29 protein-coding genes are annotated in these 25,294 nt (G+C 71.6%); 16 read left to right on the forward strand and 13 right to left on the reverse strand.

Annotation, left to right across the window (positions count from 1 at the left end; genetic code table 11):
- Nucleotides 1–252 precede the first annotated feature (252 nt).
- The 7 genes from ABT001_RS05105 (at nucleotide 253) to serC (ending at nucleotide 6,880) form a co-directional block, all read left to right on the forward strand.
- On the forward strand, nucleotides 253–1,779 hold the full coding sequence (locus ABT001_RS05105; RefSeq protein ID WP_351272561.1) for an ATP-binding protein: 1,527 nt from the start codon (nucleotides 253–255) through the stop codon (nucleotides 1,777–1,779).
- Nucleotides 1,776–2,225 (forward strand): roadblock/LC7 domain-containing protein, encoded by a 450-nt coding sequence (locus tag ABT001_RS05110; protein WP_351272564.1) that lies wholly within the window; start codon nucleotides 1,776–1,778, stop codon nucleotides 2,223–2,225. The genes ABT001_RS05105 and ABT001_RS05110 overlap by 4 nt, the downstream gene beginning before the upstream one ends.
- The gene (locus ABT001_RS05115) at nucleotides 2,222–2,593 is read left to right on the forward strand and encodes a DUF742 domain-containing protein (RefSeq protein ID WP_351272566.1); all 372 of its coding nucleotides are present in this window, start codon (nucleotides 2,222–2,224) and stop codon (nucleotides 2,591–2,593) included. The genes ABT001_RS05110 and ABT001_RS05115 overlap by 4 nt, the downstream gene beginning before the upstream one ends.
- Nucleotides 2,574–3,230 (forward strand): GTP-binding protein, encoded by a 657-nt coding sequence (locus ABT001_RS05120; RefSeq protein WP_351272569.1) that lies wholly within the window; start codon nucleotides 2,574–2,576, stop codon nucleotides 3,228–3,230. The genes ABT001_RS05115 and ABT001_RS05120 overlap by 20 nt, the downstream gene beginning before the upstream one ends.
- Before the next feature lie 11 nt (nucleotides 3,231–3,241).
- Nucleotides 3,242–4,462 carry a cytochrome P450 gene (locus tag ABT001_RS05125; RefSeq protein ID WP_351272572.1) on the forward strand — a complete coding sequence of 407 codons (1,221 nt, stop codon included), beginning with the start codon at nucleotides 3,242–3,244 and terminating at the stop codon, nucleotides 4,460–4,462.
- The gene (locus ABT001_RS05130; protein WP_351272575.1) at nucleotides 4,459–5,667 is read left to right on the forward strand and encodes a cytochrome P450 family protein; all 1,209 of its coding nucleotides are present in this window, start codon (nucleotides 4,459–4,461) and stop codon (nucleotides 5,665–5,667) included. Before ABT001_RS05125 ends, ABT001_RS05130 begins: the two co-directional genes overlap by 4 nt.
- Before the next feature lie 94 nt (nucleotides 5,668–5,761).
- Complete coding sequence (gene serC, locus ABT001_RS05135) at nucleotides 5,762–6,880, forward strand: phosphoserine transaminase (protein ID WP_351272577.1); 1,119 nt, start codon at nucleotides 5,762–5,764, stop codon at nucleotides 6,878–6,880.
- A gap of 55 nt (nucleotides 6,881–6,935) precedes the next feature.
- On the opposite strand, the gene ABT001_RS05140 is transcribed toward serC, so the two are convergent.
- The 3 genes from ABT001_RS05140 to ABT001_RS05150 are packed head-to-tail and all read right to left on the reverse strand — an operon-like array spanning nucleotide 6,936 to nucleotide 9,366.
- Nucleotides 6,936–7,523, reverse strand: coding sequence for a GNAT family N-acetyltransferase (locus ABT001_RS05140; RefSeq protein WP_351272579.1), 588 nt, complete (start codon nucleotides 7,521–7,523; stop codon nucleotides 6,936–6,938).
- Nucleotides 7,524–7,543: 20 nt separating this feature from the next.
- Nucleotides 7,544–8,374, reverse strand: coding sequence for an ABC transporter permease (locus ABT001_RS05145; RefSeq protein WP_351272581.1), 831 nt, complete (start codon nucleotides 8,372–8,374; stop codon nucleotides 7,544–7,546).
- On the reverse strand, nucleotides 8,371–9,366 hold the full coding sequence (locus tag ABT001_RS05150; protein ID WP_351272584.1) for an ATP-binding cassette domain-containing protein: 996 nt from the start codon (nucleotides 9,364–9,366) through the stop codon (nucleotides 8,371–8,373). Before ABT001_RS05150 ends, ABT001_RS05145 begins: the two co-directional genes overlap by 4 nt.
- Nucleotides 9,367–9,468: 102 nt before the next feature.
- On the opposite strand from ABT001_RS05150, the gene ABT001_RS05155 reads away from it, so the two are divergent.
- A complete protein-coding gene (locus ABT001_RS05155; protein ID WP_351272587.1) occupies nucleotides 9,469–10,242 on the forward strand; it encodes a TetR/AcrR family transcriptional regulator in 774 nt (257 codons plus the stop codon).
- Nucleotides 10,243–10,286: 44 nt separating this feature from the next.
- Nucleotides 10,287–10,688: a PPOX class F420-dependent oxidoreductase gene (locus ABT001_RS05160; protein ID WP_351272590.1), complete on the forward strand. Its 402-nt coding sequence runs from the start codon at nucleotides 10,287–10,289 to the stop codon at nucleotides 10,686–10,688.
- A 22-nt stretch (nucleotides 10,689–10,710) separates the two neighbouring features.
- On the opposite strand, the gene ABT001_RS05165 is transcribed toward ABT001_RS05160, so the two are convergent.
- Nucleotides 10,711–11,691 (reverse strand): WD40 repeat domain-containing protein, encoded by a 981-nt coding sequence (locus ABT001_RS05165; protein ID WP_351272593.1) that lies wholly within the window; start codon nucleotides 11,689–11,691, stop codon nucleotides 10,711–10,713.
- Between ABT001_RS05165 and ABT001_RS05170 the strand changes: the two genes are divergently transcribed.
- Together ABT001_RS05170 and ABT001_RS05175 are read left to right on the forward strand one after the other, a co-directional pair.
- Nucleotides 11,690–12,454 carry a GDSL-type esterase/lipase family protein gene (locus ABT001_RS05170; protein WP_351272595.1) on the forward strand — a complete coding sequence of 255 codons (765 nt, stop codon included), beginning with the start codon at nucleotides 11,690–11,692 and terminating at the stop codon, nucleotides 12,452–12,454. The two genes, ABT001_RS05165 and ABT001_RS05170, sit on opposite strands and share 2 nt — an antisense overlap.
- On the forward strand, nucleotides 12,451–13,392 hold the full coding sequence (locus ABT001_RS05175) for an endonuclease/exonuclease/phosphatase family protein (protein ID WP_351272598.1): 942 nt from the start codon (nucleotides 12,451–12,453) through the stop codon (nucleotides 13,390–13,392). The genes ABT001_RS05170 and ABT001_RS05175 overlap by 4 nt, the downstream gene beginning before the upstream one ends.
- 21 nt (nucleotides 13,393–13,413) lie before the next feature.
- Here the strand turns inward: ABT001_RS05175 and ABT001_RS05180 are convergent, their stop codons facing one another.
- The 3 genes from ABT001_RS05180 to ABT001_RS05190 form a co-directional block, all read right to left on the reverse strand.
- Entirely contained in the window at nucleotides 13,414–14,010 is a 597-nt protein-coding gene (locus ABT001_RS05180) for a TetR/AcrR family transcriptional regulator (RefSeq protein WP_351273058.1), read from the reverse strand.
- 348 nt (nucleotides 14,011–14,358) lie between these two features.
- Complete coding sequence (locus ABT001_RS05185) at nucleotides 14,359–15,258, reverse strand: DUF4429 domain-containing protein (protein WP_351272601.1); 900 nt, start codon at nucleotides 15,256–15,258, stop codon at nucleotides 14,359–14,361.
- 165 nt (nucleotides 15,259–15,423) lie between these two features.
- A complete protein-coding gene (locus ABT001_RS05190; RefSeq protein ID WP_351272604.1) occupies nucleotides 15,424–16,041 on the reverse strand; it encodes a DUF1707 SHOCT-like domain-containing protein in 618 nt (205 codons plus the stop codon).
- A gap of 81 nt (nucleotides 16,042–16,122) precedes the next feature.
- Here ABT001_RS05190 and ABT001_RS05195 point away from each other — a divergent pair, with 81 nt between their 5' ends.
- Nucleotides 16,123–16,770: a class I SAM-dependent methyltransferase gene (locus ABT001_RS05195; RefSeq protein ID WP_351272607.1), complete on the forward strand. Its 648-nt coding sequence runs from the start codon at nucleotides 16,123–16,125 to the stop codon at nucleotides 16,768–16,770.
- A gap of 17 nt (nucleotides 16,771–16,787) precedes the next feature.
- Here ABT001_RS05195 and ABT001_RS05200 read toward each other — a convergent pair whose 3' ends face one another.
- Nucleotides 16,788–18,128: an FtsX-like permease family protein gene (locus ABT001_RS05200; protein WP_351273060.1), complete on the reverse strand. Its 1,341-nt coding sequence runs from the start codon at nucleotides 18,126–18,128 to the stop codon at nucleotides 16,788–16,790.
- A 5-nt stretch (nucleotides 18,129–18,133) separates the two neighbouring features.
- A complete protein-coding gene (locus tag ABT001_RS05205) occupies nucleotides 18,134–18,928 on the reverse strand; it encodes an ABC transporter ATP-binding protein (protein ID WP_351273062.1) in 795 nt (264 codons plus the stop codon).
- Nucleotides 18,929–19,136: 208 nt separating this feature from the next.
- On the opposite strand from ABT001_RS05205, the gene ABT001_RS05210 reads away from it, so the two are divergent.
- On the forward strand, nucleotides 19,137–19,415 hold the full coding sequence (locus ABT001_RS05210) for a metal-sensitive transcriptional regulator (protein ID WP_351272609.1): 279 nt from the start codon (nucleotides 19,137–19,139) through the stop codon (nucleotides 19,413–19,415).
- A 60-nt stretch (nucleotides 19,416–19,475) separates the two neighbouring features.
- Here the strand turns inward: ABT001_RS05210 and ABT001_RS05215 are convergent, their stop codons facing one another.
- Nucleotides 19,476–19,970, reverse strand: a complete 495-nt coding sequence (locus tag ABT001_RS05215) for a hypothetical protein (protein ID WP_351272612.1) — start codon at nucleotides 19,968–19,970, stop codon at nucleotides 19,476–19,478.
- Nucleotides 19,967–20,089: a hypothetical protein gene (locus tag ABT001_RS05220; protein WP_351272615.1), complete on the reverse strand. Its 123-nt coding sequence runs from the start codon at nucleotides 20,087–20,089 to the stop codon at nucleotides 19,967–19,969. The genes ABT001_RS05215 and ABT001_RS05220 overlap by 4 nt, the downstream gene beginning before the upstream one ends.
- A gap of 334 nt (nucleotides 20,090–20,423) precedes the next feature.
- Between ABT001_RS05220 and ABT001_RS05225 the strand changes: the two genes are divergently transcribed.
- The 3 genes from ABT001_RS05225 (at nucleotide 20,424) to ABT001_RS05235 (ending at nucleotide 22,982) form a co-directional block, all read left to right on the forward strand.
- Nucleotides 20,424–20,996: a hypothetical protein gene (locus ABT001_RS05225; protein ID WP_351272618.1), complete on the forward strand. Its 573-nt coding sequence runs from the start codon at nucleotides 20,424–20,426 to the stop codon at nucleotides 20,994–20,996.
- A gap of 77 nt (nucleotides 20,997–21,073) precedes the next feature.
- The gene (gene nadE, locus ABT001_RS05230) at nucleotides 21,074–21,904 is read left to right on the forward strand and encodes an NAD(+) synthase (RefSeq protein ID WP_351272621.1); all 831 of its coding nucleotides are present in this window, start codon (nucleotides 21,074–21,076) and stop codon (nucleotides 21,902–21,904) included.
- Nucleotides 21,905–21,986: 82 nt separating this feature from the next.
- A complete protein-coding gene (locus ABT001_RS05235; protein WP_351272623.1) occupies nucleotides 21,987–22,982 on the forward strand; it encodes an aldo/keto reductase in 996 nt (331 codons plus the stop codon).
- Between the two features lie 311 nt (nucleotides 22,983–23,293).
- Here ABT001_RS05235 and ABT001_RS05240 read toward each other — a convergent pair whose 3' ends face one another.
- Together ABT001_RS05240 and ABT001_RS05245 are read right to left on the reverse strand one after the other, a co-directional pair.
- Nucleotides 23,294–24,628: an MFS transporter gene (locus ABT001_RS05240; protein ID WP_351272626.1), complete on the reverse strand. Its 1,335-nt coding sequence runs from the start codon at nucleotides 24,626–24,628 to the stop codon at nucleotides 23,294–23,296.
- A 96-nt stretch (nucleotides 24,629–24,724) separates the two neighbouring features.
- Complete coding sequence (locus ABT001_RS05245; protein ID WP_351272629.1) at nucleotides 24,725–25,165, reverse strand: MarR family winged helix-turn-helix transcriptional regulator; 441 nt, start codon at nucleotides 25,163–25,165, stop codon at nucleotides 24,725–24,727.
- Between the last annotated feature and the right edge of the window lie 129 nt (nucleotides 25,166–25,294).

Here is a 25,294-nt window from a genome sequence, read left to right on the forward strand (position 1 = left end):
ACCGAACGCACGGTTTGCTACATGGAACGCCCGCTACAGGCGTCGGCCAGATTCAGTTCAAGCCGAATTTCATAAAGAAGTAGCCACGAGGAATCCCCAAACAAGTCGCCAATTCTCCTATAGTTGGCGTGCCTTGATCAGGAACAATCAGCTCCAGTTGTGGTTCTTTCACCCTCACCACGCCGGAATATCCCGATTGCCCCTCTCATCGCACCTGCCCTCCCTCCGCACCGTCCGCCCCGAGGACTCCGATTGCGCCCTTCACTCCGGCCGACCGCGCTCGCCCTGCTGATCTCGGCAGCCGCCACCGGTGCTCTGTGCCTGTGGGCCGTCGCCGTGGCACCTGCCTCGGTACGAACCCCGCTCGCCTGGGGGGCGGGTGCCGCAGCCGTGCTGCTGTGCGTCGCGGTGACCGTCGCCGTCCACACGCTCGCCACCGCCCGGAACCTGCGCGCCCTCCGGGCCGCCGACTCCGAGCGCTTCACCGCCGAGACCTCCCGCCTCGTCTCGACCTCCGCCGCCGAGGCCCAGCGCTTCACCGCGGAGACCGCCCGCGTCAAGGCCGCCGCCTCCGCCGAGGCAGCCCGGGTCACCGCCGACGCGGACGACCGGGTCGCCCGGGTCACCGTCGAGGCCGCCGAGCAGCACGAGCGGCTCACCGCCGAGGCCGCTCGGCTCACCGCCCGCGCCCGGCGCGCCGAGAACGAACGCTCCGCGGCGATCGCCGCTTCCGCCAACGCCGCCGGCCGGATGCAGGCCCTGGCCACGAGCATGCTGGCCGACCTGCGCGAGATGGAGCACCGGCACACCGCCGAGGACGTACTCGGCGACCTGCTGCACCTGGACCACCGCACGGCCCAGGCGGGCCGTCTCGCCGACTCCATCGCCGTGCTGACCGGGGCGCGCTCCGGTCGCCGCTGGGCCAAGCCGATCGTGATGGAGTCGATCCTGCGTGGCGCGATGGGCCGTATCGGCGGCTACCAGCGCGTCCGCCTCCACTCGACGAGTGACGTGGCGATCGCCGGCCACGCCGCCGAGGGCATCATGCACGCCCTGGCCGAGCTCCTCGACAACGCCGCCAACTTCTCCCCGCCCACGGCCGAGGTGCACGTGTACGTGGAGGAGGTCCCGGCGGGCATCGTCATCACCGTCGAGGACAGCGGCCTGGTGATGAGCGATGTGCAGCTGCGCCGCGCCGAGCGGGCCGTGTCCGCCACCGACCAGGACCTCACCGGGATCTCCGGCACCCGGCTCGGCCTCGCCGTCGTCGGCCGGCTGGCCAGGAAGCACGGACTCACCGTCTCCTTCCGGCCGTCGGCGCGCGGCGGCACGGGGGCGCTGATGATGCTCCCGCAGGAGCTCATCTCCCGTACGCCCGTGCCCGCTCCCCAGCCGGAGCCCACCCGGCACCCCGAACCCGAGCCGGACCACGCGACGCCGGCCGCGGAGGACCGGACCCCGGCCGCCACGACGGACGCCCCCAGGTCCGTGTCGCGCCCGGACGACGCCCCGGGGGACCGGGAGCCGGCACCCGGCAGCCAGGACTCCACTTCCGAATCGACCGGTTCCGTACCCCAGTTCGGCGAGAGCGGTCTGCCCAAACGCCGCCGCGGCCGCACCCTGGCCGCCGCCGAAGCACGTACCGGCAACGCCACCCCCGGCGGTGCCGAGACCCCCCGGCCCCGTACCACCGACCCGAAGGTGCAGGCTGCCCGCTTCAGCACCTTCAGCCGGGCGGTACGAGCCAATTCCCCGCACCCGGAAGGCAACACCCGATGACCGCGACCACCGACGAGAAGCTCAACTGGCTGCTGGAGGGGCTGCTCGACCGCACGCCCGGCGCCCGGCACGCCCTGGTCCTGTCCCGGGACGGCCTGAAACTGTGCCGGACCCCCGAACTCTCCGTCGACCAGGCGGACCAGCTCGCCGCGATCTCAGCGGGCATCCAGAGCCTGTCGCACGGCGCGTCCATCGAGTTCGGTGACGGCACCGGCGGCGTACGGTCCGCGATGACGGAGTTCTACGGCGGCGTGCTGTTCATCGTCGAGGCGGGTGCGGGCGCCCACCTGGCGGTCGTCGCGGCGGAGGACTCCGACGTCGGCCTCGTCGGCCACAACATGAGCGAACTCGTCGAGCAGCTCGGCGAATACCTCGTCGCGCCGCCGCGTGACCCCTCCGGGCCCGGAGACACGGCGGCCCCGGCCGCGGGAACCGCGGGCGTATGACGTCCGTCCCGCGACCCCGCCCCGGACGCGACGACGACCCGGACCGGCTGTACACCCTGACGGGTGGCCGCAGCCGGTCCGACTCGGCCGCGTTCGACCTCGTCACACTCATCGTCACCGAGTGCGAGCCCGCCCCGGGGATGCAGTCGGAACACGTCGCGATCCTGCGGATGTGCCACAGCCCCACCGCGGTCGTCGAGATCTCCGCCACCCTGAACCTGCCCGTCAGCATCGTCCGCATCATGCTGTGCGACATGCTCGACACCGGCCGGATCAGCGCCCGCCACCCCCGTAATGCCCGTGTCGAGGACCGGCTCCCCGACACCGACACCCTGGAACAGGTGCTCGTTGGACTCCGCAACCTCTGACCGTGCCGCCCTGCAGGCGACGGCCGACAACGGACTGAAGATCGTTGTCGTCGGCGGCTTCGGGGTCGGCAAGACCACCATGGTCCGCTCCGTGAGCGAGATCCGTCCGCTCAACACGGAAGAGACCATGACCAGCGCGGGTGAGGCCGTGGACGACCTCGCCGGGGTGCAGTCCAAGACGTCCACCACGGTCGCCTTCGACTTCGGCCGGATCACGCTCGACGCGCGGTCGGTCCTCTATCTCTTCGGCGCGCCCGGACAGGAACGCTTCTGGTTCCTGTGGGACCGCCTCTTCTCCGGAACCCTGGGCGCCGTCGTCCTCGCCGACACCCGTCGGCTCGCCGACTCCTGGTACGCGATCGACCGGCTGGAGCACCACGGCACGCCGTTCATCGTGGCGTGCAACGACTTCGGCGGACCGCTCCACAGCGAACAGCAGATCCGCGAGGCCCTCGACCTCTCCCCCGACGTCCCGCTCGTCGAGTGCGACGCCCGGGACCGTTCCTCCAGCAAATACGTCCTGATCACGTTGGTCGAGCACCTCCACGCGCTCTCCGTCGCCCGTGCGAAGGCCGCCGACGCGCCCCTCGCGGGCGGCCAGGAACCTGCGGCGATGACCCCGGAGCGCACCCTGTGACCAAGTGCCCCATGTCCGAGAACGCCATCCCGCTGTCCGGGCCGCTCTTCCAGGCGGACCCCATGCGGGCCTACCGGGACATGCGCCGCGACCACGGCCCGGTCGCCCCCGTCGTGCTCGAAGGCGGCATACCCGCGTGGCTGATCATCGGTTACCGGGAGGTGCACCAGGTCGCCACCGACCCGGTGCTCTTCAGCCGGGACTCCGAGCTGTGGAACCAGTGGGAGAACATTCCGGACGACTGGCCGATGAGGCCGATGATCGGACGCGGCCAGCCGTCGATCCTCTACACGGTCGGTGAGCGGCACACCGTCCGCGCGGCGATGATCAGCAACGCCCTGGAAGCCGTCGACCCGTTCGCCCTCAAGCGGTACGCCGAGGAGTTCGCCGACGAGCTGATCGACCGCTTCTGCGCCTCCGGCCGGACCGACATCATCGCCGACTACTCGGCGCTGCTGCCCGCCCGGGTGCTCGCGAAGATCTTCGGATTCGGCGACGAGGTCATCGCCCCCCTCGTCGGCGCGATCAACGACCTGGTCAACGGCAACGAGAGGGCCTTCGACGGCGTCCAGTTCCTCGGCTCGTCCATGCACCAGCTCCTCACCGACAAGCACGCCGAGTCCGGCGACGACGTCGTGACCCGGATGCTCCAGGAACCGAGCGGCTTCACCGACGAGGAGATCATCGAGGACCTCATGGTCATGATGACCGCCGGTCACCAGCCGACCGCGGACTGGATGGGCAACTCGCTGCGGCTGATGCTCACCGACGACCGCTTCGCCGCCTCCCTCTCCGGCGGCCGGCACAGCGTCGCCGAGGCCATGAACGAGGTGCTCTGGGAGGACACCCCCACCCAGAACGTGGCCGGCCGCTGGGCTTCCCGCGACACCCACCTCGGCGGACGGCACATCCGCGCCGGTGACCTGCTGGTCCTCGGCATCGCCGCCGCCAACAGCGACCCCCAGGTCCGCACCGACGGCTTCACCCTGACCGGTGGCAACAACGCCTTCCTCTCCTTCGGCCACGGCGAGCACCGCTGTCCGTTCCCCGCCCAGGAGACCGCCGAGGTCATCGCCCGTACGGGGATCGAGGTGCTCCTGGACCGGCTTCCGGACATGGACCTCGCCGTCCCCGCGGACCAGCTGACCCCACGCCCGTCCCCGTGGCTGCGCGGTCTGACGGAACTACCGGTGCGCTTCACGCCCACCCCCGCACTTGGAGGCCAGAAATGACCCGGATCGCCCTCGATCCTCTCGTAGCCGACCTCGACGCCGAGAGCGCGGCACTGCGCGCCGCGGGCCCGCTGGCCGAGGTGGAGCTCCCCGGCGGGGTGCACTGCTACGCGGTGACGCACCACGCCGAGGCCCGCCGACTGCTCACCGACAGCCGTGTGGTCAAGGACATCGACGTCTGGAACGCCTGGCGGCGCGGCGAGATCCCGATGGACTGGCCGCTGATCGGTCTCGTCAACCCGGGCCGCTCGATGCTGACCGTGGACGGCGCCGAGCACCGCAGGCTGCGCAGCCTGGTCGCGCAGGCGCTGACGGTGAAGCGGGTGGAGCGGCTGCGGTCCGGCATCGAGGCCCTGACGAACGCCTCCCTGGACCGGCTGGCGGCGCTGCCCAAGGGCGAGACCGTCGATCTGAAGGCGGAGTTCGCCTACCCGCTGCCCATGAACGTCATCAGCGAGCTGATGGGCGTGGACGCGTCCGACCACCCCCTGCTCAAGGCACTGTTCGAGAAGTTCTTCTCGACGCAGACCCCGCCGGAGGAGGTCCCGCAGCTGATGGCGGACCTCGACGCCCACTTCACGAAGATCGTCGAAGGCAAGCGGGCGAACCCGGGCGACGACCTGACCAGCGCCCTGATCGCGGCCTCCGAGGACGGCGACCACCTCAGCGACGAGGAGATCGTCAACACGCTGTCGCTGATCATCGCGGCCGGCCACGAGACCACGATCAGCCTGGTCGTCAACGTCGTCGAGGCTCTCCAGACCCACCCCGAGCAGCGCGCGCGTGTGCTGAGCGGTGAGGTGCCGTGGGAGAACGTCATCGAGGAGACCCTGCGCTGGAACACCCCGACCACGCACGTCCTGATCCGTTTCGCGACCGAGGACATCGAGGTCGGCGACAAGGTCCTGCCGAAGGGCGAGGCCCTGATCGTCTCCTTCGGCGCGCTGGGCCGCGACGAGGCGCAGTACGGGCCGACGGCGGGTGAGTTCGACGTCACCCGCACCCCGAACCGGCACATCGCCTTCGGCCACGGCCCGCACGTCTGCCCGGGCGCCGCGCTCTCCCGGATGGAGGCGGGGGTCGCCCTGCCCGCGCTGTACGAGCGCTTCCCCGATCTCGACCTGGCGGTACCGGCCTCCGAGCTGCGGAACAAGCCGATCGTGACCCAGAACGACCTGCACGAACTTCCGGTCGACCTGGGCTGACCCGGGCCGCGCCGGTCATCCACGATCCGGAGCGGGTGTCTCATCCGACGGACACGGTCCTCGACCGGTACCGGGAGGGACTACGCTCCGGGTCGTGGCTGACATCCAGATTCCCGCTGACCTCAAGCCCGCCGACGGACGTTTCGGCGCCGGGCCCTCCAAGGTGCGGACGGAGGCGGTCGACGCGCTGGCCGCGACCGGCACCTCCCTCCTCGGCACATCCCACCGCCAGGCCCCGGTCAAGAACCTGGTCGGCGAGGTGCGCGACGGCGTGCGCGCCCTCTTCTCCCTCCCCGAGGGATACGAGGTCGTCCTGGGCAACGGCGGCTCCACCGCCTTCTGGGACGTCGCGACGCACGGTCTGATCGAGAACAAGTCCCAGCACCTGAACTTCGGCGAGTTCTCCTCGAAGTTCGCGAAGGCCGCCAAGCTCGCCCCGTGGCTGGCCGACCCGACCGTGATCGCCTCCGACCCGGGCACCCACCCGGACCCGCGGGCCGAGGCAGGCGTCGACGTCTACGCCCTCACCCACAACGAGACCTCGACGGGTGTCGCCGCGCCGGTCGAGCGGGTCTCAGGCGCCGACGAGGGCTCCCTCGTCCTGGTGGACGCCACCTCGGGCGCGGGCGGCCTGCCGGTCGACATCACCGAGACGGACGTCTACTACTTCGCGCCGCAGAAGTCCTTCGCCTCCGACGGCGGCCTGTGGATCGGCGTGTTCTCCCCCGCCGCCCTGGACCGCGCGGCGCGCGTCCACGCCTCGGGCCGGCACGTCCCTGAGTTCTTCTCGCTGCCCACGGCGATCGACAACTCCCTGAAGAACCAGACGTACAACACCCCGGCGCTGGCCACCCTCTTCCTGCTGAACGAGCAGCTGAAGTGGATGAACACCCAGGGCGGTCTGGACTTCACGACCGGCCGCACGGCCGCGTCCTCGCAGGCCCTGTACGGCTGGGCCGAGGAGTCCAAGTACGCCACCCCGTTCGTCACCGACCCTGCGAAGCGCTCGCAGGTCATCGGCACGATCGACTTCGAGGACGGCATCGACGCCGCGGCCGTCGCCAAGGTGCTCCGCGCCAACGGCATCGTCGACACGGAGCCGTACCGCAAGCTGGGCCGCAACCAGCTGCGCGTCGCGATGTTCCCGGCGATCGACCCGGCGGACGTCCAGGCGCTCACCGCGTGCATCGACTACGTGATCGACAAGCTCTGACGGTCACACGTACGGGACGGCCCCTCACACCTCGGTGTGAGGGGCCGTCCCTGCTTCATCCGGCAGGGTGACGATTCGCCCGCGGAGGGAAGCGGGGTGCCCCGCCCTGACGGTGATGGCCCGGCACACCCTCCCGGACCGCGTCCAGGCGCCACCGCACCTCGCCGTCCACCTGCTCGCCGGTCGGCCGCAGTCCCGCAGCCGCGGCCACGGCGGCGGAGGCCCCATGGTCCGGGTGGACGTGGGCGACGACGGTCCGGACGGAGCCCCGGTCCAGCAGGTGCCGGACCAGGCCCCCCGCCCCCTCCTTCGCGTATCCGCTCCCCTGCCACCGGGTCCCGACCACCCAGGCCACCTCCGCCCGCTCCCCGCGCACGGTGGCCTGGACGTAACCGGCCAGGCTCCCGTCGCCGCGTACCCGGAGCACCCAGTTCCACCAGAGTTCGGCGGGGTCGGGCGAGCCGGCAGCCTGGCGCTCGTAGCGGGCACGCAGGGCGTCGGCGTCCTCCGGGGCGCCTCCCGTGTAGGTGTGGAGGGCGGGGTCGGAGAGGACCTCGGCCATTTCCTCCGCGTGTGCGGCGTCGAGCGGGAGCGCGTCCAGGCGGGAGGTGGAGAAGGGCTCGGGGGCCCCGTTGACCTGCATACGGCGGAGCCTACGCGGCGTCAGCGGCTGAGCCGCTGGAATCTGCGCACCGCGAGCGGCAGGAACACCAGGGTGATCACCAGCGGCCACACCAGTGCCATCAGCAGCGCGTGTTCCTCGATCCAGGTGCCCCCGCCCGCCACCGGGTTCCCGAACAGCTGCCGGGCGGCGGTGACCGTGGAGGAGACCGGGTTCCAGGCGGCGACCGCGCCCAGCCAGCCGGGCATGAGAGAGGGGGCGACCATCGCGCTGGAGATCATCGTGACGGGGAAGGCGATCGCGTACAGACCGCCCGCCGATTCCGCGTTCGGGACGAGCAGCCCCAGCCAGACGCCCACCCAGATCAGGCTGAACCGCAGCAGCAGGAGCAGCCCGAACGCCCCCGCGGCTGCAAGCGCGCCGCCGTCCGCCCGCCAGCCGATCGCGAGCGCCGTGGCCGCCAGGATGGCCAGTTCGGCGCCGGCCACCACGAGGTCGGCAGCCCCACGGCCGGCGGTGACGGCGGACGGGGCCATCGGCATCGACCGGAAGCGGTCGATGACCCCCTTGCCGGCGTCGGTGACCACGGCCATGGCGGTGTTCATGAAGCCCAGCGTCATGGTCGTGGCGAACATGCCGGGCATCAGGAACTCCCGGTAGTCGCCGCCTCCGGGCACCTTCATCGCACTGCCGAAGACGTAGCCGTAGAGCAGTACGGAGATGATCGGGAAGCCGAGCTGCCAGACGATCGCGAGGGGCTGCCGCTGGTAGTGGGTGAGGCTGCGGCGGGTGACGTTCCAGCAGTCGGCGAGCGTCCAGTAGGCGCGGCTGCGCTCGCGGCCGGTGGCGGCACGCAGTTCCAGGGCGGTCATGCCGCGGCCTCCGCTCCGGCGTGGGCCTGCGCGGCGTGTCCCGTGAGACGCAGGAACACGTCGTCCAGGCTCGGCCTGCGCAGCCCGATGTCCTCCACCGCGATCCCCTCGTCCTGGAGCACCCGTGCGACCTCGGTCAGCGCGGCCACCCGGTCGGTGACCTGGGCGTGCACCCGGCGGTCCGGCGCGTCCGTCACCACCTGCCCGCCGCCCGCCACCCGGTCCACGGCCTTCGCCACCACCGGGAGGTCGGCCGGCTCGGCGGCGACGACCTCGATCCGGTCACCCCCGACCCGGTCCTTGAGCCCGTCCGGGCTGTCGTCCGCGATGGCCATCCCCCGGTCGATGACGGTGATGTGCGAGGCGAGCCTGTCCGCCTCGTCGAGGTACTGCGTGGTCAGCAGCACCGTCGTACCACCGGCCACGAGTGCGCGTACGGCGTCCCAGACCTCTCCGCGGCCGCGGGGGTCGAGCCCGGTCGTCGGCTCGTCGAGGAAGAGCACGGTGGGCGCGAGGATCATCGAGGCGGCCAGGTCGAGCCGCCGCCGCATCCCTCCGCTGTACTCCCCCACCCCCTTGTCCGCGGCGTCCTCCAGGTCGAACTGCTCCAGCAGTTCGCCGGCCCGCCGCCGCGCCCCGCCGCCCAGGTGGAAGAGGCGGCCGAACATCTCCAGGTTCTGCCGGCCCGTGAGGACCTCGTCCACGGCGGCGTACTGCCCCGCGAGCCCGATTCGGCTCCTGACCCGCCGCGGCTCGCGCGCCACGTCCAGGCCGGCGACCTCGGCCCGGCCTCCGTCGAACCGCAGCAGGGTCGCGAGGACCCGCACGGCGGTGGTCTTCCCGGCGCCGTTGGGCCCGAGCAGCCCGTGCACGGTCCCGGGACGGACGGCCAGGTCGAGCCCGTCGAGCGCGCGCTTCTCCGTGGCCCCCCGCTTCGCGCCGTAGCGCTTCACGACCCTCTCGGCCAGCACGGCATATCCGGATGCGGACATGTCGGTTCACTCCCCTTCCCGCTTCTCCCTGTAACTGGGTACACCGTACCCGAATGCGAGTACACCGTACCCAGTTTTGCGGTGGAGGCTTACCCTGAGGCCATGAAGAAGAGCGAACCGGCAAGCGGCACCACCACGGGGAGCGGCGACCTCGCCCGCAGCCTGGAGCTCCTCTGGGACACCGGCGAACGCCCCAGCCGCGGCCCGAAGCCGGGGCTCACGCTCGACCGAATCGTCGCCACGGCCGTCGGGATCGCGGACGCGGAGGGCCTCGACGCCCTGTCGATGCGCCGGCTCTCCACCGAGCTCGGCACCGGCACGATGACGCTCTACCGCTACGTCCCCGGCAAGGCGGAACTGCTCGACCTGATGCTCGACCGCGTCCAGGGCGAACAGCTCGCCACGGACGCGTCGGAGGTGCCCGGGGACTGGCGGACCGCCGTCGACGCCATGGCCCACACCTACCGGGCCACCCTCCACGCCCACCCCTGGCTCCTCAAGATCAATCAGGCGCGCACGGTTCTCGGCCCGAGTGCCCTGCGCGGCCTCGAACTGTCCCTCACCGGCCTCCGGGGCATGGGCCTCAGCGACCCCGAGCTGATCAGCGTCATCATCACGGTGAACAGCTACGTCGAGGGCCTGGCCCGCACCGAGAACCACGCCGTGGAGGCCGTCCGGGAGACGGGTCTGAGCGACGGCGCCTTCTGGGACGGCCAGCGCCCCTACCTGGAGCGGGCCATGCTGAGCGGCGACTATCCGCGCATGGCCGCCCTCTCGGAGGACGCGTTCGGATCCGACTTCGACCACTTCGCGTTCGGCCTCGCCCGCATCGTCGACGGCCTCGAGACCCTGGTCCGCCGACGTGCGGGACAGTGATACGAAAAGCCCGGATCGCCCCTGTTTAATGCACCATGGAGTACATGGAGACGATCCGTGAACTAGAGCCTTTCGTGAAGCAGTACACCGTCCTGCTCAGCAGCCGCAGGCCGGACGGATCAGCTGCCCACACCCCCGTCAGCATCGCCGTGGAGGGTGACCACGCCTACATCCGTACGTTCTCCTCGGCCTGGAAGGTCGACCGGATGCGCAACCACCCGGTGGTGGAGATCGCCCCCTGCACCGTGCGCGGCGCGCCGACCGGTCCGCCCGTCAAGGCGTGGGCGCGGCTCCTGCCGCAGGGATCGAAGGAGAACACCCACGCCGCCCGGACGCTCTCCCGGAAGTACCCGGCGCTCCACGGCGTGGCCGTCCCGCTCACCCACCGGCTGAAGCGTGACCGCACGCTCCACTACGAGCTGCGACCGGTCACCGACGACATCTGAGCGAGCGGGACGGACGAGGTCCTCACCCGCGGCGGCGCTTGGCCGCGAGCACGGCCAGCACGATCACGACGACCGCCACGGCGCCCCCGGTGGCCGTGCCCTTCGTCGCTCCCCCGTCCTCACCGTCCCCCGGTGACGTCCCGCCGCCCCCGCCGTTCGGCGAGGACTCCTTGCCGCCGCCCTCCACCTCCACGCGCACCACTTCGCTCCGCTCCCCCTCGGAGCCGAACATCATCGCCGCACCGTCCGCCGTGTACGTCACCGACTCGGACTGCCCCTGGAGCGGCACGCTCACGGCCCGGTCGTCACCGAGCCTGCTGTCCTCGAACGCGTAGCCCCTGGCGCTGAAGTAGGAGCGCAGCACCAGGTCCTCGCCGTCCGGCGAGAACGCCCCGTCCGTCACCCACGGCACCTCGCCCACGCGTCGGAAGACGTTGGCCCCTCCGGCCGTCAGCTTCTCCGGGCCCTCGTAGAGACCGCCGCCGTCCTCGTTCTTCGAGGCGATGTACACCCGCCCGGTCCGGGGATGGACCATCATCGCCTCGGCGTCGCGCGCCCCGTCCGCGTACGTCACGTCGAACTGCGTCGCCCGCACCGTGGCGTCCGCGAGCCGCTTCGGCTCGGGGAAGCGGTAGATCCAGACGTGGTCCCAGGAGCCGTCGAGGTTGTCGCCGATGTCACCGACGTACAGATTCCCGTCCGGCCCGGTCGAGATCGCCTCCACGTCACGGGGCTCCCCCACACCCTCCATGGTGATCGTCGCCACGGTCCTCCCGGTCCGGGAGTCGACGGCGTAGACGTACGGGCCGTCCTCGCTGTCGTTGTGCGTCCAGTAGACCCCCGGGTGGATCCGGCTGGCGGCGAGGCCGCTGGACTCGGTGATCCGGGGGTCCTCGATCGTGAAGCTCCGGTCCGCCCCGCCCTCGTCGTCCGCGACGGCGGGCACCGCCCCCGCGAGGAACAGGAGGGTGGCGGCGGCGGAGACGGTCAGCAGCGATCTCATGGCACAAGTGTCCACCGTCACGTCGCAGGCCGGAGTGGTGATCGGCCATGATGTCGCCATGCGTTTTCTCTTCGTCGGCGACAGCATGACCGTGGGCAGGGCCGGCGACTACACCTGGCGCTACCGCATGTGGCAGCACCTCGAAGCCACTCTCGGTGAAGGCGGCTACGCGATCACCGGCCCGCGCACCACGCTGTACGACACCGAGGCGAACGCCCCCTGTTCCCACGCCTACGGCGACGCCGACTTCCCCACGCCCGCGCGCCGCCACCTGGCCGGCTGGGGCGAGGGCTGGCTCCACATGGCGCCCGTCATCGCGGACACCGTCACGGCGGCCCGCGCCGACGTCCTGCTGGTCTCGCTCGGCCTGATAGACCTCGGCTTCTACACGGACAGCACCCAGACCGCCGCGAACGTACGGGCGTTCATCACCGCCGCCCGCACCGCGAACCCCCGGATCAAGCTGGTCCTGCTCCCCGTCATACCGAACATCAGGGCGGAGTCCGACGCCCCCTTCGCCGCCGAGTGCGAACGCTTCAACACGCTGCTGGCGAAGGCGGTCGCCGACCTGCACGCCCCCTCGTCGCCGGTCCTGCTGGCCCCGCACCCCACGGGCTACGACATCCACACGGACACCTACGACGGCACCCACCCCGGCCCCACCGGTGAGCACAAACTGGCCGAAACCTTCGCCGACACGATGTACCGGGCCTGGGGCGTGGGTGGCCCGTACGCGGGAGCACCGGCAGCGGTGAGCGCGTGACGGACGAACGGGGCCGGACCTGGAAGCGCGGCCGAGCGGTCGCCCTGCTCGGCCTCCTGGTGGCGGTCCTGCTCGTCTTCCCCGGTCTGGTCCCCAACACCCCCGGCCGTGTGGGCAGTCTGCTGGAGACCTTCCTCCCCTGGCTCGGCCTGGCCGTCCCCGTTCTCCTGGTCCTCGCGCTCCTGCGCCGCTCGTTCCTGGCGTCGGCCTCCCTGCTGGTGCCCGTGGCCGCCTGGTTCACCCTCTTCGGCGGCCTGCTGTCCTCCGGGGGACAGGCACCGGCCGACGCGTTCACGGTGGTCCAGCACAACGTCAGCGACGTGAACCCCGACCCCGCCGCCACCGCACGGGCGTTGGCCGGGACCGGTGCCGGCCTCATCGCCCTGGAGGAGGTGACGGCCCCGGCTCTGCCCGCCTTCGAGGCGGCACTGGCCGCCGACTACCCCCACCACGCGACGAGGGGCACGGTCGGCCTCTGGTCGAAGTACCCCCTCACCGGCGTACGGCTGGTGGACATCAGGCCGGAGGGCGTCGGCGAGGGCTGGAACCGGGGCCTGCGGGCGACGGCCCGTACCCCGGGAGGCGAGGTCGCCGTGTACGTCGCGCACCTGCCCTCGGTACGGATCGGCGCGACCGGGCTCGCCTCCGGACGGCGGGACGAGAGCGCGGCCCTCCTGGGCGAGGTGATCGCCGCCGAGCCACTGGACCGGGTGATCCTCCTCGGGGACCTCAACAGCACGCTGGACGACCGCGGTCTGGAGCCGGTCACCTCGTTGCTGACCACGCCGGGGCCCGGCTTCGCGTTCAGCTGGCCCGCGAAGCTCCCCGTGGCCAGGATCGACCAGATACTCACCCGGTCGGCGACGGTCACCCGCCTCAGGTCGTTGCCGGCCACCGGCAGCGACCACCTGCCGCTGGCGGCGGACATCAGACTCTGAGCGGCGGGTGGCGGCCCCGGCTCAGCCCGCCGGCTCCACCCCGAGCATCGCGAGACCCAGCTGGGTCAGCTCCTCCGAGACCTCGTCGGGCCGCGCCCTCCGGGGGCGGCGGGCGTGGTGGGCCATGAGTTCGTGGACCGTGCCGACCATCACCATCACCACCACCCGGTGGTCCCGCTCCTCCACCTCCCCGCGCACCGCCGCGCGTTCGGCCTCACCCGTCAGGAAGTCGGTCCACAGGTCACGCCACCGCTTGCAGTGGGCGTCGACCGCCGGGCTCACGCCCAGCACCTCGACGAACGTCACCCGCGCGGCACGCAGGTCCCGGGTCACCGCCGACACGTACGCGTCGAAGAGCCGCCGGAAGCGCTGCCGCAACGGACAGTCGTCCATCCCCTCGGAGAGCAGGGCCACTTCGGCCGCCCGCAGTCCTTCGGTCGTGATCTGGTTGTGCAGGGCCATCAGCAGGTCCTCGCGGGAGCCGAACTCCTCCCACAGCACCTCCTCCGGCACCCCGGCCGTCTCGCACAGGGCCTGTTCCGACGTATGCGCGTACCCGTACACCCCGAACAGCTCCAGGCCCGCTTCCAGCAGCTGTTCACGGGCCCGCGTACGCATGCCGTCGACAGCACCGGTCAGTTGGTCCACCGGGACATCCACCACGGGTCCTCCTTGGTCTGCCCCTCGTTCCGGTACGCACGCCCACGGATCGTGCGGGTCGTGCGCGCAGGAGAGGGCTCGGGCGCCCCTGGATGGCGCGTGCGCCATTGTCCTGGTACGTGACGCCGTGCGCATCCCGCGCCGCGCCGTTACGCGTAAGTCCCCCAGGAACGGGGAGCGCTCGCACGAGTGTGCACAATCGACCTGATCAGCGGCCGGCTTCCCACCGAGCGGTGGCCGGAGGGAGTTCACGGACGACAAGCCGTCCGGCGGGGCGCCCGGACCTGAGGGCTGTCCCGACAGCCCTTAGAGACGCTTCAGCACAGCTCGTTTGGCCGTGGCGAACTCCTCGTCGGTGAGCACCCCGGCCCCGTGCAGCTCCCCGAGCTCGCGCAGCCGCCGCAGCAGCACGTCATGGTCGTCGGCGGGCGGGGCGTGGACCGGCGCGAGCGCCGGGGCGGGGGCGGGGGCGTGCGCGGGGTCGGCTTCGAGCGCGGCGGGTTGGGCGGGCACCGCTGAGGGCATCCGCACGAGCACGGCGGCGGCGACCAGGACCGCGGTGTACTCCCGCTTCGACAGCCCCCACAGGTCCAGGGAGTACGGGTCGTACTTGGCGGGGGCGGCCGAGACGGCGCCGCCCCGGTCGAAGCGCAGGGAGCCGTTCTCCAGTCCGATGCAGGGTATCCAGCGCACCCCGGTCACCTCCGACAGCGGGAGGGTGACCACGCCTCCCGCGGCCTTCGACTCCTCCGCCTTCCAGTTCCAGGTGAGGCGGACCGACTCCCCGTCGAAGGACGCCGTACCGTCCCCGCCGCCGCCCGACACCGGCACCGAGGGGCCCGGCAACAGGAAGCGGTCCACCGGGCCGTCGGGCACCTGCTCGATCAGCAGCGCGTTGCGTATCTCGTCCACGAGATACTCCGCCACGCCCGCACGGTCCTTCTCCACCACCAGTTGATACGGGTCGGAGGCGCCCTTCAGCCGCCCGTCCGCGGCCCGCAGGACCGGGCAGGCGCCGGTGCGCAGCCTCAGCCGGAGCCGGCCGCCCTTGCGGTCGGGTTCGAAGGAGACACCCGCCACCGCGTGCAGCGGGACGGCGAACTCACCGAGGTCCTGCCGCACCGGGTGCACCTTGCCGCCGGGGACGATGCGCACCGCGTCTCCGTCGAAGCTCCACGTTCCGTCGCGCGAGATGATGTCCGCCATACCCGGATTCTGCCAGGCGCACCGCCGTTCGAGGTCGGTCTCCGCCGCCCCGGCCGTGGGCCGGCGACACGAAGATCTTCGTCGACGGTCTCGGTAACGGCGTCCGGTACGTCCACGGGGCCCGGCTCAGGCCCCGCGAGCCCGGCATGATCCAGACGGGAGGGCCTACTCCTGGACCGGGTTGCCGCGCAGTTTGCGCCGTTCCCAGCGGTTGGGGTGGCGGACGGTCACCCCTGCTACGCCGCCGGCCCCGGTGAGCCGGATCAGCGGCGTTCCCGGGAGCCGGTCGGGGGTGGTCCTGTCCTTCAGGCCGCCGACGCCGGGGTCCATGCCGCCGGTGTCCACGGCCCACGAGTCGGGAACGATGATCGTGACACCGGCCATCTCCCCGTGCGCCTCCAGGGCGACCTCCGTGTGGTGGCACTGAGCCCGGGTGAAATCGAGCTTCACACCGCCCATGCCTCCGTACACGACCACGTGCGCGGGGACCTCCCAGCGGCCGGGGCCCCGGGCCGCGCCGTGCACGCCGCCCTTGAGGAGCAGCGGCGGCTGTTCCACCGGGGGTGCCGCCTGCGGCAGGTCGGCCGTCAGGACGGCCAGCTCGGCGCGGGTCTTGGACGTCAGCGCCTGACCCACGCGCGTGTCCAGCTCCTCGAAGTCGATCAGCCCATCGGCCGCCGCGTCCCGCAGTTGCTCGACCACCGCGTCCCGGTCGTCATGAGAGGCGCGGAGCTTCGCTGAGGGGACAGAGGGCACGGAGGGCTTCCGAGGGTGGGCAGTCATACGTCAAGAATAGGCAATCGGCGCGATGTTGGGCAGGTCCCGCCCGGCTCTCACCCTCGACCAGGAACTACCCTCGCGCGCATGGTCGACCACGATGCCCTCAGCACCACCCGTGACGCGTACGACGCCGCTGCCGCCACCTACGCGCAGCTCTTCCGCGACTCGCTGCGCGACAGCCCCCTGGACCGCGCGATCCTGGGCGTCTTCGCCGAGGCCGTACGGGCGGGTGGGGAAGGCCGGGTCGCGGACCTGGGGTGCGGGCCCGGCCATGTCACCGCCCACCTGGACGAGCTGGGGCTGGCGGCGTTCGGTGTCGACACCTCGACCGAGATGGTCGAGCTGGCTCGGCACGCCTACCCGGGTCTGCGGTTCGACGTGGGCTCGATGGCCTCGTTGGACATCGCCGACGGCGTGCTGGGCGGCGTGCTCGCCCGCTGGTCCGTCATCCACACGCCGCCGCCCGAACTGCCCGACATCCTGCGGGAGTTCCATCGGGTGCTGGCACCGGGCGGACACCTCCTGATCGGCTTCTCGGCGACCGACGGCCCTTCCTGGCCGACGCAGTCCTTCGATCACGCGGTCGCCCTGGCCTATCGGTGGTCGCCCGATCACCTCGCCGCGCTGCTCCGCTCATCGGGGCTGACCGAGGTGGCCCGGACCGTGCGTGCGCCTCAGCCCACGGACCTGCGGCAGTTCCAGGAGGTTCACCTGCTCGTCCGCAAGGCGTAGGACGGCCGGGAACGCGGTCACGCGCCCACGGTGACGGCGTCGATGGCCGGTGTGCGGAGTGTCCTGCGTGCCGTCCCGATGCTCGTGGAGAGGGTGGCCACGGTGGCGATGGCCATGACGGCCAGCCAGGTCACGGGCCCCTCGTCGGGCAGGACCTGGTCGGTGCGGACCATCGTGAAGGGGATGATGCCCGCGATCCCCGCGACGGTGCCCAGGACCAGACCGGTCAGCGTGAGGATCACCGCTTCCCAGCCGACGACGCCCAGGACCTGGCCCGGTGTCGCCCCGGCGAGGCGCTGCCGGCCGAACTCGCCGCTGCGGTAGGAGGTGGCGGCGTACAGGCTGTTGACGAGCATGATGCAGGAGAAGACGACGATGATGCCGACGACGACGAGGTTGAGGGTCTCCACGTTCTTGTCGTCGACGGTCTTGGCGAGGCCGGACGCCGCGACCCAGTCGCTCTCCACCGCCTGGATGTAGAGGGTGGCGGTGGCCATGCCGGTGAAGATGATCATCGGCATCAGTACGCCGGCCAGTTCCGCTCCGCGGCGCCGCAGGTTGTGGGCGCTCAGGTAACCGCTCGCACCGCCGACCGCCGCGAGCGGGCCTCGCAGCACCTCCAGGAGCCGGCCCAGCAGGGACGGGGCGAGGACCGCGAAGCCTACGGAGAGCAGGACGGCCCCGTACGCGGGAAACGCCATCAGCATCTCGTTCGTGCCGTCGACGGCGTACGTGGTCAGGATCCCCCCGGCCCCGGCCACCAGCGCGGCGCAGCCCGCCAGGGTGCGGCCCCGGCCCACGGACGGGCCGCGCTTTCCGGCGGCGGTCACGGTGGCGCGGCGTACGGCGAGGAACGCGGCGCCGACGGAGGCGAGGACCGCGATGCCGAAGCCCGAGCCCAGCGCCATCACGCCGAAGGCCGGATCGACGTGCGGGGCGACCTGGCCGCTGTCCTTGAACAGGTCGAGCAGGAGGCGTCCGCCGAGCACGGCGGGACCGGTGGCGAGTACCGCGCCGGCGAGGGCGACCACGGCGGACTCGCCGACGACCATGCGAGTGATCTGGCCGGGGGTGGCCCCGGTGCAGCGCAGCAGACGGATCTCCTCGGCACGTTGGCGGACGCTGACGGTGAGCGTGGAGGCGATGGCGAAGAAGACGAGGAGGGAGCCGTATCCGCCGACGACGCTCGCGGAGACGGTCATGGACTCCGAGCTGACGTCGTCGACCCCGGGAGCCGCCGCCGTGTCGTGCAGGGAGCTGAACGTCATGACGATCGCGGCGCCGAGGAACGCCGAGAGCAGGGTGGCGAGGAAGCGCCCGGGGCGCTTACGGACCGAGCGCATGGCCAGGAACAGCACGGCTGTCACACCTCCGTCAACGGGCTGTGGGACACACGGTCCCCGAGGTGCGTCATGCGTTCCGCGACGGCCTCGGCGGTGGGAGCGGAGAGGTTGCCTGCCAGCCGTCCGTCAGCGAGGAAGAGCACCGAGTCGGCGTACGAGGCGGCGACGGGGTCGTGGGTGACGAGCACGACGGTGCTGCCGTGCAGAGCGACGCTCTCCTTCAGCAGCGTCAGCACATCGCGTGCGCTGCGCGTGTCCAGGGCGCCGGTCGGTTCGTCGGCGAAGACCACCCCCGGCCGGGTGACCAGGGCGCGGGCGATCGCGACGCGCTGGCGCTGGCCACCGGAGAGTTCGTCGGGGAAGTGGCCGAGACGCTCGCCGAGTCCCACCTGGGTGAGGACCGCGCGGATGCTCCTCGGGTCGGCCTTGCGGCCGGCCAGCCGGAGCGGCAGCGCGGTGTTCTCCTCGACGGTCAGGGTGGGCAGCAGGTTGTACTGCTGGAAGACGAAGCCGATCCGGTCCCGCCGGAACTTCGTGCGCGCGGCCTCGCCGCCGGCGCTCATCTCCTCGCCGTCCACGAGGATCTGTCCCCGGTCGGGGCGGTCCAGGCCGGCTGCGCACTGGAGCAGCGTGGACTTCCCGGAACCGGAGGGTCCCATGACCGCGGTGAAGCTCCCCTTCGGCAGGCTCAGGGTCACCCCGTCCAGGGCGGTCACGGCGCTGTCCCCGGTTCCGTACACCTTGCTCACCGAGACCAGCCGCAGGGCCTCGGCCGCCCGGGTCGTGGGCTGCCGTTCGCGATCGAACATCGTCATCACCCTCTGCTCGTCGGGCGCACTCTGCGCCACGTGGACGACGCTACGGACGGGAGCGGGTCAGCACATGGGGCGTATGCCCCGGAGTTCAGGGTGGCGCTGAGTGCACCTGGCGCAGGGGGAAGCACCCTGTCCACATACCCCACGGGGTATACACCGCGGACAAGTGGGTACGCACGACCGGTATGCGTCCGACACGGGAGGAACCATGCAACTCGACATGGCGCCGGACGAGTTGCAGTCCGTCCTCAACCGGCTGCGCCGGGCCCAGGGGCAGATCGCCGGGGTCATCAAGATGATCGAGGAGGGCAGGGACTGCGAGGACGCGGTGACCCAGCTCGCCGCCGCCTCGCGGGCCCTGGACCGTGCGGGGTTCTCCATCATCGCCACCGGGCTGGAGCAGTGCCTGGCCGACGAGGGGCGGACGCCCGCCGACAAGGACCGGATGCGCGCCCGTCTGGAGAAGCTGTTCCTCTCCCTGGCCTGAGCGGGCCGACACGGGCGGCCGACACGAGCCGGGCGGGGCACCGGCGGCCGGCCCCGCCCGTCAGCGCTCCGGGAACGGCTCCCCGCACGCGCTGCAGTAGGCGGGCACCCGGTCGGCGGACAACCGACCGCAGGCCGGGCACACCAGATCCAGCATGCAGGGGGCCTCACCGCCCTCGTGCGCGGGAGCCCGGACGGCGGGCCCGATCGTCAGCCCGGGGCGGCGGCGGTGCACCGTGAAGTACGTCAGCCCCTCCGGCCCCGCCTCCAGGGCCCGGCGCGAGGTCCGGGGCAGCCAGGTGACGGTCGTCGGGACGAGATCCAGGGTGCCCCCGGCGCCCGTACGCAGGCTGCCGGAGCCCGCGAGGACGACGAGGAGGACGTCGAGGACGTCCTCCTGGTGCTCGCCCACCCCGGCGCCCGGCGGCAGTCGGACGAGGTTGGCGTCCAACTCCCTTTCCTGCTCGGCGAGATGCCAGAGCGCGCCGCGCTCACCTGGAGCGGCGGAGGCGAGGAGCCCGTCCAGCACCGTCAGTACCCGCGGGACCGCGTTCACGCCTCGGCCTCCTCGTCGTGTCGCTCGGCCGACCCGTAGTCCACGCGCACGGGAACGGACGGGGTCACGGTTGCCATGAGCGGTGTGCCTCCGGTCCTGCCCGTGGGTGGCCTACGCATCTCGAAGTCCGTACTTACCAGGAGAGAGTAACTCTTCCTGGGTTTGCGGGCGGGAGGAACCCGCACCGCTCCGGAGGCGTGATCGATATGCGTGCTGTGGTGGTCACGGCGTTCGGCGGCCACGAGTCGGTGGAGCCCGTGGAGACCGCAGTGCCTGATCCCGAACCGGGTCAGGCCGGATCGAGTTGGCGGCGTCCGTCTCGTGCCCGTGCACCGAAACGGGCGGGTCGGGTCGGGTCGGGGCCGGGCGGACGGAATGCCTCCGCAAGTGGAGACCTCCTTCCGGCGGTCCGAACCCGCCGGGAGGGCCTGGTTCCGGCAGTACTCTCGCCGCATGATCCAGCCGTCGCCCCCGGCCCAGGACGCCACCTGCGTCGCACTCACCCGGACTCTGCGCCGCCGGGGCACCGTCGTGCTGTCGGTGTTCGCCCTCGTCTGGGCCTTCGCCGGGGCGTCCGGACTGGCGTCCTCCGGCGCGGCCCTGGCCGTCGGCATCGTCGCCGTACCGGTCTCGGCGGCGGCGGTCCTCCTCGCCTACCGCGCAGGCGCCGCCCCCTCGCCACGCACGGTCGACCTGCCGGAGCGCTGGGAGCGTTCGGTCGGCGTGGTCAACATCGCCGAAGTCGCGGCGATCTTCGCCGTGATCGCCGTGTCCAACGCCTCGGGCCACCCGGCGTTCGTCCCGCCCGCCATCGCGCTGGTGGTCGGCCTGCACTTCGTCCCGCTCGCCCGCCTCTACGACCAGTGGCAGTACAAGGGGACGGCCGCGCTGATGACCGCCGTCGCGGTCCTCGGGTTCGCACTGATCGCGGTCGGCCTGTCCGACGGGAGCGTGCGCGCCGTGGTGGGTCTGGCCTCAGCGGTGACGCTGTGGGCGACCGCGTACCACGTGGCCGTCAAGGGCTGACGGCCCCGGCGGCACTCGTATCGGCCCTGGGTAGGGTGGGCGCGACAGCGCATCGTGGACCGGACCGAGGAGCAGACGTGAGCGAGCCGGCGAACATCGTCGTGCAGCAGGAGATCGCCCGGGAGCTGGAGGTCGCGGAGACCTTCGACGCCCACCAGGAGATCGAGCGCCGGGTGGCCTTCCTCGCCGAGCGGCTGACCTCGACGGGTCTGCGTTCCCTGGTGCTCGGCATCAGCGGAGGCGTGGACTCCACCACCGCGGGCCGGCTGTGCCAGCTCGCGGTCGAGCGCGCCAGGGCGGCGGGCCACGAGGCCCGGTTCCACGCGATGCGGCTCCCCTACGGGGTCCAGGCCGACGAGCACGACGCCCAGCTCGCCCTGTCCTTCATCCAGGCCGACCAGGTGCTGACCGTGGACATCAAGCCCGCGACGGACGCGACGCGGGAGTCCCTGCTCGCCGGCGACGTGGCCTTCCGCGACCAGCACCACCAGGACTTCGTGCTCGGCAACGTCAAGGCCCGGCAGCGCATGATCGCGCAGTACGCGGTGGCGGGTGCGCACGACGGACTCGTCGTCGGCACGGATCACGCGGCCGAGGCGGTCTCCGGCTTCTTCACCAAGTTCGGGGACGGCGCCGCCGACCTGGTCCCGCTGACCGGCCTGACCAAGCGCCGGGTGCGCGCCGTCGCGGCGGCGCTGGGCGCCCCCGCCGAACTGGTCGGCAAGGTGCCGACGGCCGACCTGGAGACGCTGGACCCGGGCAAGGCGGACGAGCAGGCGCTCGGGGTCACGTACGACGCCATCGACGACTTCCTGGAGGGCAAGCCGGTGGACGAGCAGACCTTCGACACGATCGTCAGCCGCTACCGTCTCACCGATCACAAGCGCCGCCTGCCCGTCGGCCCGTAAGCAGCCCTCGGCGGATCGTCCGGACGGCGCGCCAGGGAGCACCCTTGCTTCGAGCGCGCTCGAAGGGATTGGCTTGGGCTCCATGAAGTACACGCAGCTCGGACGCACCGGACTCAAGGTCAGCCGCCTCGTGCTGGGGACGATGAACTTCGGCCCCCAGACCAACGAGAGCGACAGCCACGCACTCATGGACGCCGCCCTGGAGGCGGGCGTCAACTTCTTCGACACGGCGAACGTCTACGGCTGGGGCGAGAACAAGGGCCGCACCGAGGAGATCCTCGGCACGTGGTTCGCGCAGGGCGGCGACCGCCGTGACAAGGTCGTCCTCGCCACCAAGGTCTACGGCAACATGGGCGCCGACGGCGAGGCGTGGCCCAACCACGACAAGCTGTCCGCCCTGAACATCCGCCGCGCCGTCGACGCCAGCCTCAAGCGGCTGCAGACGGACCACATCGACCTCTACCAGTTCCACCACGTCGACCGGGACACCCCGATCGACGAGATCTGGCAGGCCATCGACGTACTGATCCAGCAGGGCAAGATCCTGTACGCGGGCTCGTCCAACTTCTCGGGCTACAAGATCGCCCAGGCCAACGAGCGGGCCCGGCAGCGGGGCAGCTACGGCCTGGTCAGCGAGCAGTGCATCTACAACCTGATGGAACGCGGCGCCGAGATGGAGGTCATCCCGGCCGCCCAGGAGTACGGCCTCGGGGTCATCCCCTGGTCGCCGCTGCACGGCGGGCTGCTCGGCGGCGCGATCCGCAAGGAGCGCGACGGCGGGGGCGCCCGGTCCACGTCCGGCCGCTCGGGCGAGGCGCTGGCCGACCCGAAGGTGCGGGCGCAGATCCAGGCGTACGAGGACCTGCTGGAGAAGCACGGCCTGGAACCCGGCGAGGCCGGTCTGGCCTGGCTGCTGACCCGGCCGGGCGTCACCGGGCCGATCTCCGGACCGCGCACGCGCGAGCAGCTCGACTCGGCGCTGCGCGCGGTGGAGCTGGAGCTGTCGGACGAGGTGCTGTCGGCCCTGGACGAGATCTTCCCGGGGCCGGGCCCGTCGCCGGAGAACTTCGCCTGGTAGCCACGCGGCGCGCGTGCGGCCTTCGCTCCCGGGTTCAGCCCCCGAGGGCGGAGGCCGCCGCCACGACGACGAACATCAGCACGAGTACGGCCGCCATGATGCGGTTTCTGGTCTTCGGGTCCACCCGACGAGCGTAACCGCCCCGCTCACCGGACCGGCGGCCAGGCCCAGGCCCGCACCACCTCGTACCGCCCCGTACCGGCGCCGATCGTGCGGCGGGTGTCCCGGCGTGCCCTGCGGGCCTGGCCTGTCCATCGCGGAAGCCGCCCTCTCCGTGGAGACGGAGAGGGCGGCTTCGGGCGGGACGGGGTTCAGGCCGCCGTGGCCAGCTGCTCGCGCGGGACTATGCGCACGTGCGGGTGGCCCGGACGCAGGTCCACCTTGAGGCGCAGGCCGCCGACGCGCGTCAGCATGAAGCCGACGCCCAGTGCCGCCACCATCGAGATCGCCCCGCCGGCCGCCATGCCGACGCGCGCGCCGTAGGCGTCGCTGATCCAGCCGACGATCGGGGCGCCCACCGGCGTACCCCCGGCGAAGACCATCATGTAGAGGCTCATCACACGGCCCCGCATCTCCGGGTCCGAGGCCATCTGGACGCTCGTGTTGGCGCTGATGTTGGTCGTCAGACCGATCATGCCGATCGGGACCAGCAGCAGTGAGAACAGCCAGACGGACGGGGACAGGGCGGCGGCGATCTCCAGCAGGCCGAACAGCGTGCCCGCGGCCACCAGCATCCGCAGCCGCGAGGAGCGGCGGCGGGCGGCGAGCAGGGCACCCACGAGGGAGCCGGCCGCCATCAGGATGTTGAAGAAGGAGTACATCCCGGCGTCGCCGTGGAAGATCTCGTCCGCGAAGGCCGTCAGGAAGATCGGGAAGTTGAATCCGAACGTGCCGACGAAGCCGACCAGGACGATCGGCCAGATCAGGTCCGGCCTGCCGGACACGTAGCGCAGGCCCTCGCGCAGCTGGCCCTTGGCGCGCTTGACGGTCACGGACGCGTGGAGCTCGCTCGTACGCATCATCGCCAGGCCGATGAGCGGGGCGATGAAGGACAGCCCGTTGAGCATGAACGCCCAGCCGCTGCCGACCGTCGTGATCAGGACACCCGCGACGGCGGGGCCGATGAGCCGGGCGGACTGGAAGTTCGCCGAGTTCAGGCTGACCGCGTTGCGCAGTTGCGCGGGGCCGACCATCTCGGAGACGAAGGACTGGCGCGCCGGGTTGTCGACGACGGTCACCATGCCGAGGAGGAAGGCGATCAGGTAGACGTGCCAGACCTCCACGACCCCGGAGAGGGTCAGGACGGCGAGCGCGATGCCGCACAGGCCGAGCGCCGCCTGGCTGATCATGAGCAGACGCCGCTTCGGGAGCCGGTCGGCGATGACGCCGCCGTACAGGCCGAAGAGCAGCATCGGGAGGAACTGGAGGGCCGTGGTGATACCGACGGCGGCGGCGGACCCGGTGAGGCTCAGGACGAGCCAGTCCTGCGTGATGCGGGACATCCAGGTACCGGTGTTGGAGATCACGGCGCCCGTGGCGAACAGGCGGTAGTTACGGATCTTCAGCGACGAGAAGGTCCCGCCGGTCTTGCTCTCGTGGGTGGAAGTCGGTGCGGGGGCGGAGTCTGCTCCGGATCCCGTACTCAAAAGAGTTCGCCTCCTCGGGCGTATACGGCGTTCTCACATGACGGGGACGTGACTGCGGGGCGCCACGGGCGGTGAGCCCGTGCGCGCCCCGTCGGGTCACAGGTGGGCGAGCTTCTCCAGCACGGGCGCGGCGGCCCGCAGCTTCTCCCACTCGTCCTCGTCCAGGCCCTCGGCGAGGTCGGCCAGCCAGGCGTTCCGCTTGTCGCGGCTCTCGGCGAGCATGGCTTCCGCCTGCTCGGTCCGGCTGACCATCTTCTGTCGACGGTCATCGGGGTGCGGTTCCAGTCTGACCAGGCCCTTGGCTTCCAGCAGCGCGACGATGCGGGTCATCGACGGCGGCTGCACGTGCTCCTTGCGGGCCAGCTCACCGGGGGTGGCGGAACCGCAGCGGGCGAGTGTGCCGAGCACCGACATCTCGGTGGGGCTCAGCGACTCGTCGACGCGCTGGTGCTTCAGGCGCCGGCCCAGCAGCATCACGGCGGAGCGAAGGGAGCTCACGGCGGCGGCACTGTCGCCGTCGTGGATCAGGTCAGGCATGTTCCTTAGCGTAACTCATTAGCTATGCTAAATACCAGCGGGTGGTACACGCGCGAGAAACTGATCACCCGAATGAGTGAGTGCGGGGCGGAAAGAGCCGCGAAAAGACCGCGCGTGGAGCGAACCTGC

Origin of the sequence: Streptomyces sp. NPDC002793, assembly GCF_040295485.1 — a bacterium.
Classification (GTDB): Bacteria; Actinomycetota; Actinomycetes; order Streptomycetales; family Streptomycetaceae; genus Streptomyces.

What these genes read in the sequence shown, in the direction of transcription:
- ABT001_RS05125 (WP_351272572.1), top strand. Translation starts at nt 3,242, where the DNA reads ATGTCCGAGAACGCCATCCCGCTGTCCGGGCCGCTCTTCCAGGCGGAC.
- ABT001_RS05205 (WP_351273062.1), bottom strand. Translation starts at nt 18,928, where the DNA reads ATGACGATGTTCGATCGCGAACGGCAGCCCACGACCCGGGCGGCCGAG.
- ABT001_RS05145 (WP_351272581.1), bottom strand. Translation starts at nt 8,374, where the DNA reads ATGACCGCCCTGGAACTGCGTGCCGCCACCGGCCGCGAGCGCAGCCGC.
- ABT001_RS05160 (WP_351272590.1), top strand. Translation starts at nt 10,287, where the DNA reads ATGGAGACGATCCGTGAACTAGAGCCTTTCGTGAAGCAGTACACCGTC.
- ABT001_RS05115 (WP_351272566.1), top strand. Translation starts at nt 2,222, where the DNA reads ATGACGTCCGTCCCGCGACCCCGCCCCGGACGCGACGACGACCCGGAC.
- ABT001_RS05140 (WP_351272579.1), bottom strand. Translation starts at nt 7,523, where the DNA reads ATGCAGGTCAACGGGGCCCCCGAGCCCTTCTCCACCTCCCGCCTGGAC.
- ABT001_RS05150 (WP_351272584.1), bottom strand. Translation starts at nt 9,366, where the DNA reads ATGTCCGCATCCGGATATGCCGTGCTGGCCGAGAGGGTCGTGAAGCGC.
- ABT001_RS05225 (WP_351272618.1), top strand. Translation starts at nt 20,424, where the DNA reads ATGATCCAGCCGTCGCCCCCGGCCCAGGACGCCACCTGCGTCGCACTC.
- ABT001_RS05155 (WP_351272587.1), top strand. Translation starts at nt 9,469, where the DNA reads ATGAAGAAGAGCGAACCGGCAAGCGGCACCACCACGGGGAGCGGCGAC.
- ABT001_RS05245 (WP_351272629.1), bottom strand. Translation starts at nt 25,165, where the DNA reads ATGCCTGACCTGATCCACGACGGCGACAGTGCCGCCGCCGTGAGCTCC.
- ABT001_RS05220 (WP_351272615.1), bottom strand. Translation starts at nt 20,089, where the DNA reads ATGCGTAGGCCACCCACGGGCAGGACCGGAGGCACACCGCTCATGGCA.
- ABT001_RS05210 (WP_351272609.1), top strand. Translation starts at nt 19,137, where the DNA reads ATGCAACTCGACATGGCGCCGGACGAGTTGCAGTCCGTCCTCAACCGG.
- ABT001_RS05165 (WP_351272593.1), bottom strand. Translation starts at nt 11,691, where the DNA reads ATGAGATCGCTGCTGACCGTCTCCGCCGCCGCCACCCTCCTGTTCCTC.
- ABT001_RS05130 (WP_351272575.1), top strand. Translation starts at nt 4,459, where the DNA reads ATGACCCGGATCGCCCTCGATCCTCTCGTAGCCGACCTCGACGCCGAG.
- ABT001_RS05235 (WP_351272623.1), top strand. Translation starts at nt 21,987, where the DNA reads ATGAAGTACACGCAGCTCGGACGCACCGGACTCAAGGTCAGCCGCCTC.
- ABT001_RS05170 (WP_351272595.1), top strand. Translation starts at nt 11,690, where the DNA reads ATGGCACAAGTGTCCACCGTCACGTCGCAGGCCGGAGTGGTGATCGGC.
- ABT001_RS05195 (WP_351272607.1), top strand. Translation starts at nt 16,123, where the DNA reads ATGGTCGACCACGATGCCCTCAGCACCACCCGTGACGCGTACGACGCC.
- ABT001_RS05185 (WP_351272601.1), bottom strand. Translation starts at nt 15,258, where the DNA reads ATGGCGGACATCATCTCGCGCGACGGAACGTGGAGCTTCGACGGAGAC.
- ABT001_RS05190 (WP_351272604.1), bottom strand. Translation starts at nt 16,041, where the DNA reads ATGACTGCCCACCCTCGGAAGCCCTCCGTGCCCTCTGTCCCCTCAGCG.
- ABT001_RS05110 (WP_351272564.1), top strand. Translation starts at nt 1,776, where the DNA reads ATGACCGCGACCACCGACGAGAAGCTCAACTGGCTGCTGGAGGGGCTG.
- ABT001_RS05180 (WP_351273058.1), bottom strand. Translation starts at nt 14,010, where the DNA reads ATGCGTACGCGGGCCCGTGAACAGCTGCTGGAAGCGGGCCTGGAGCTG.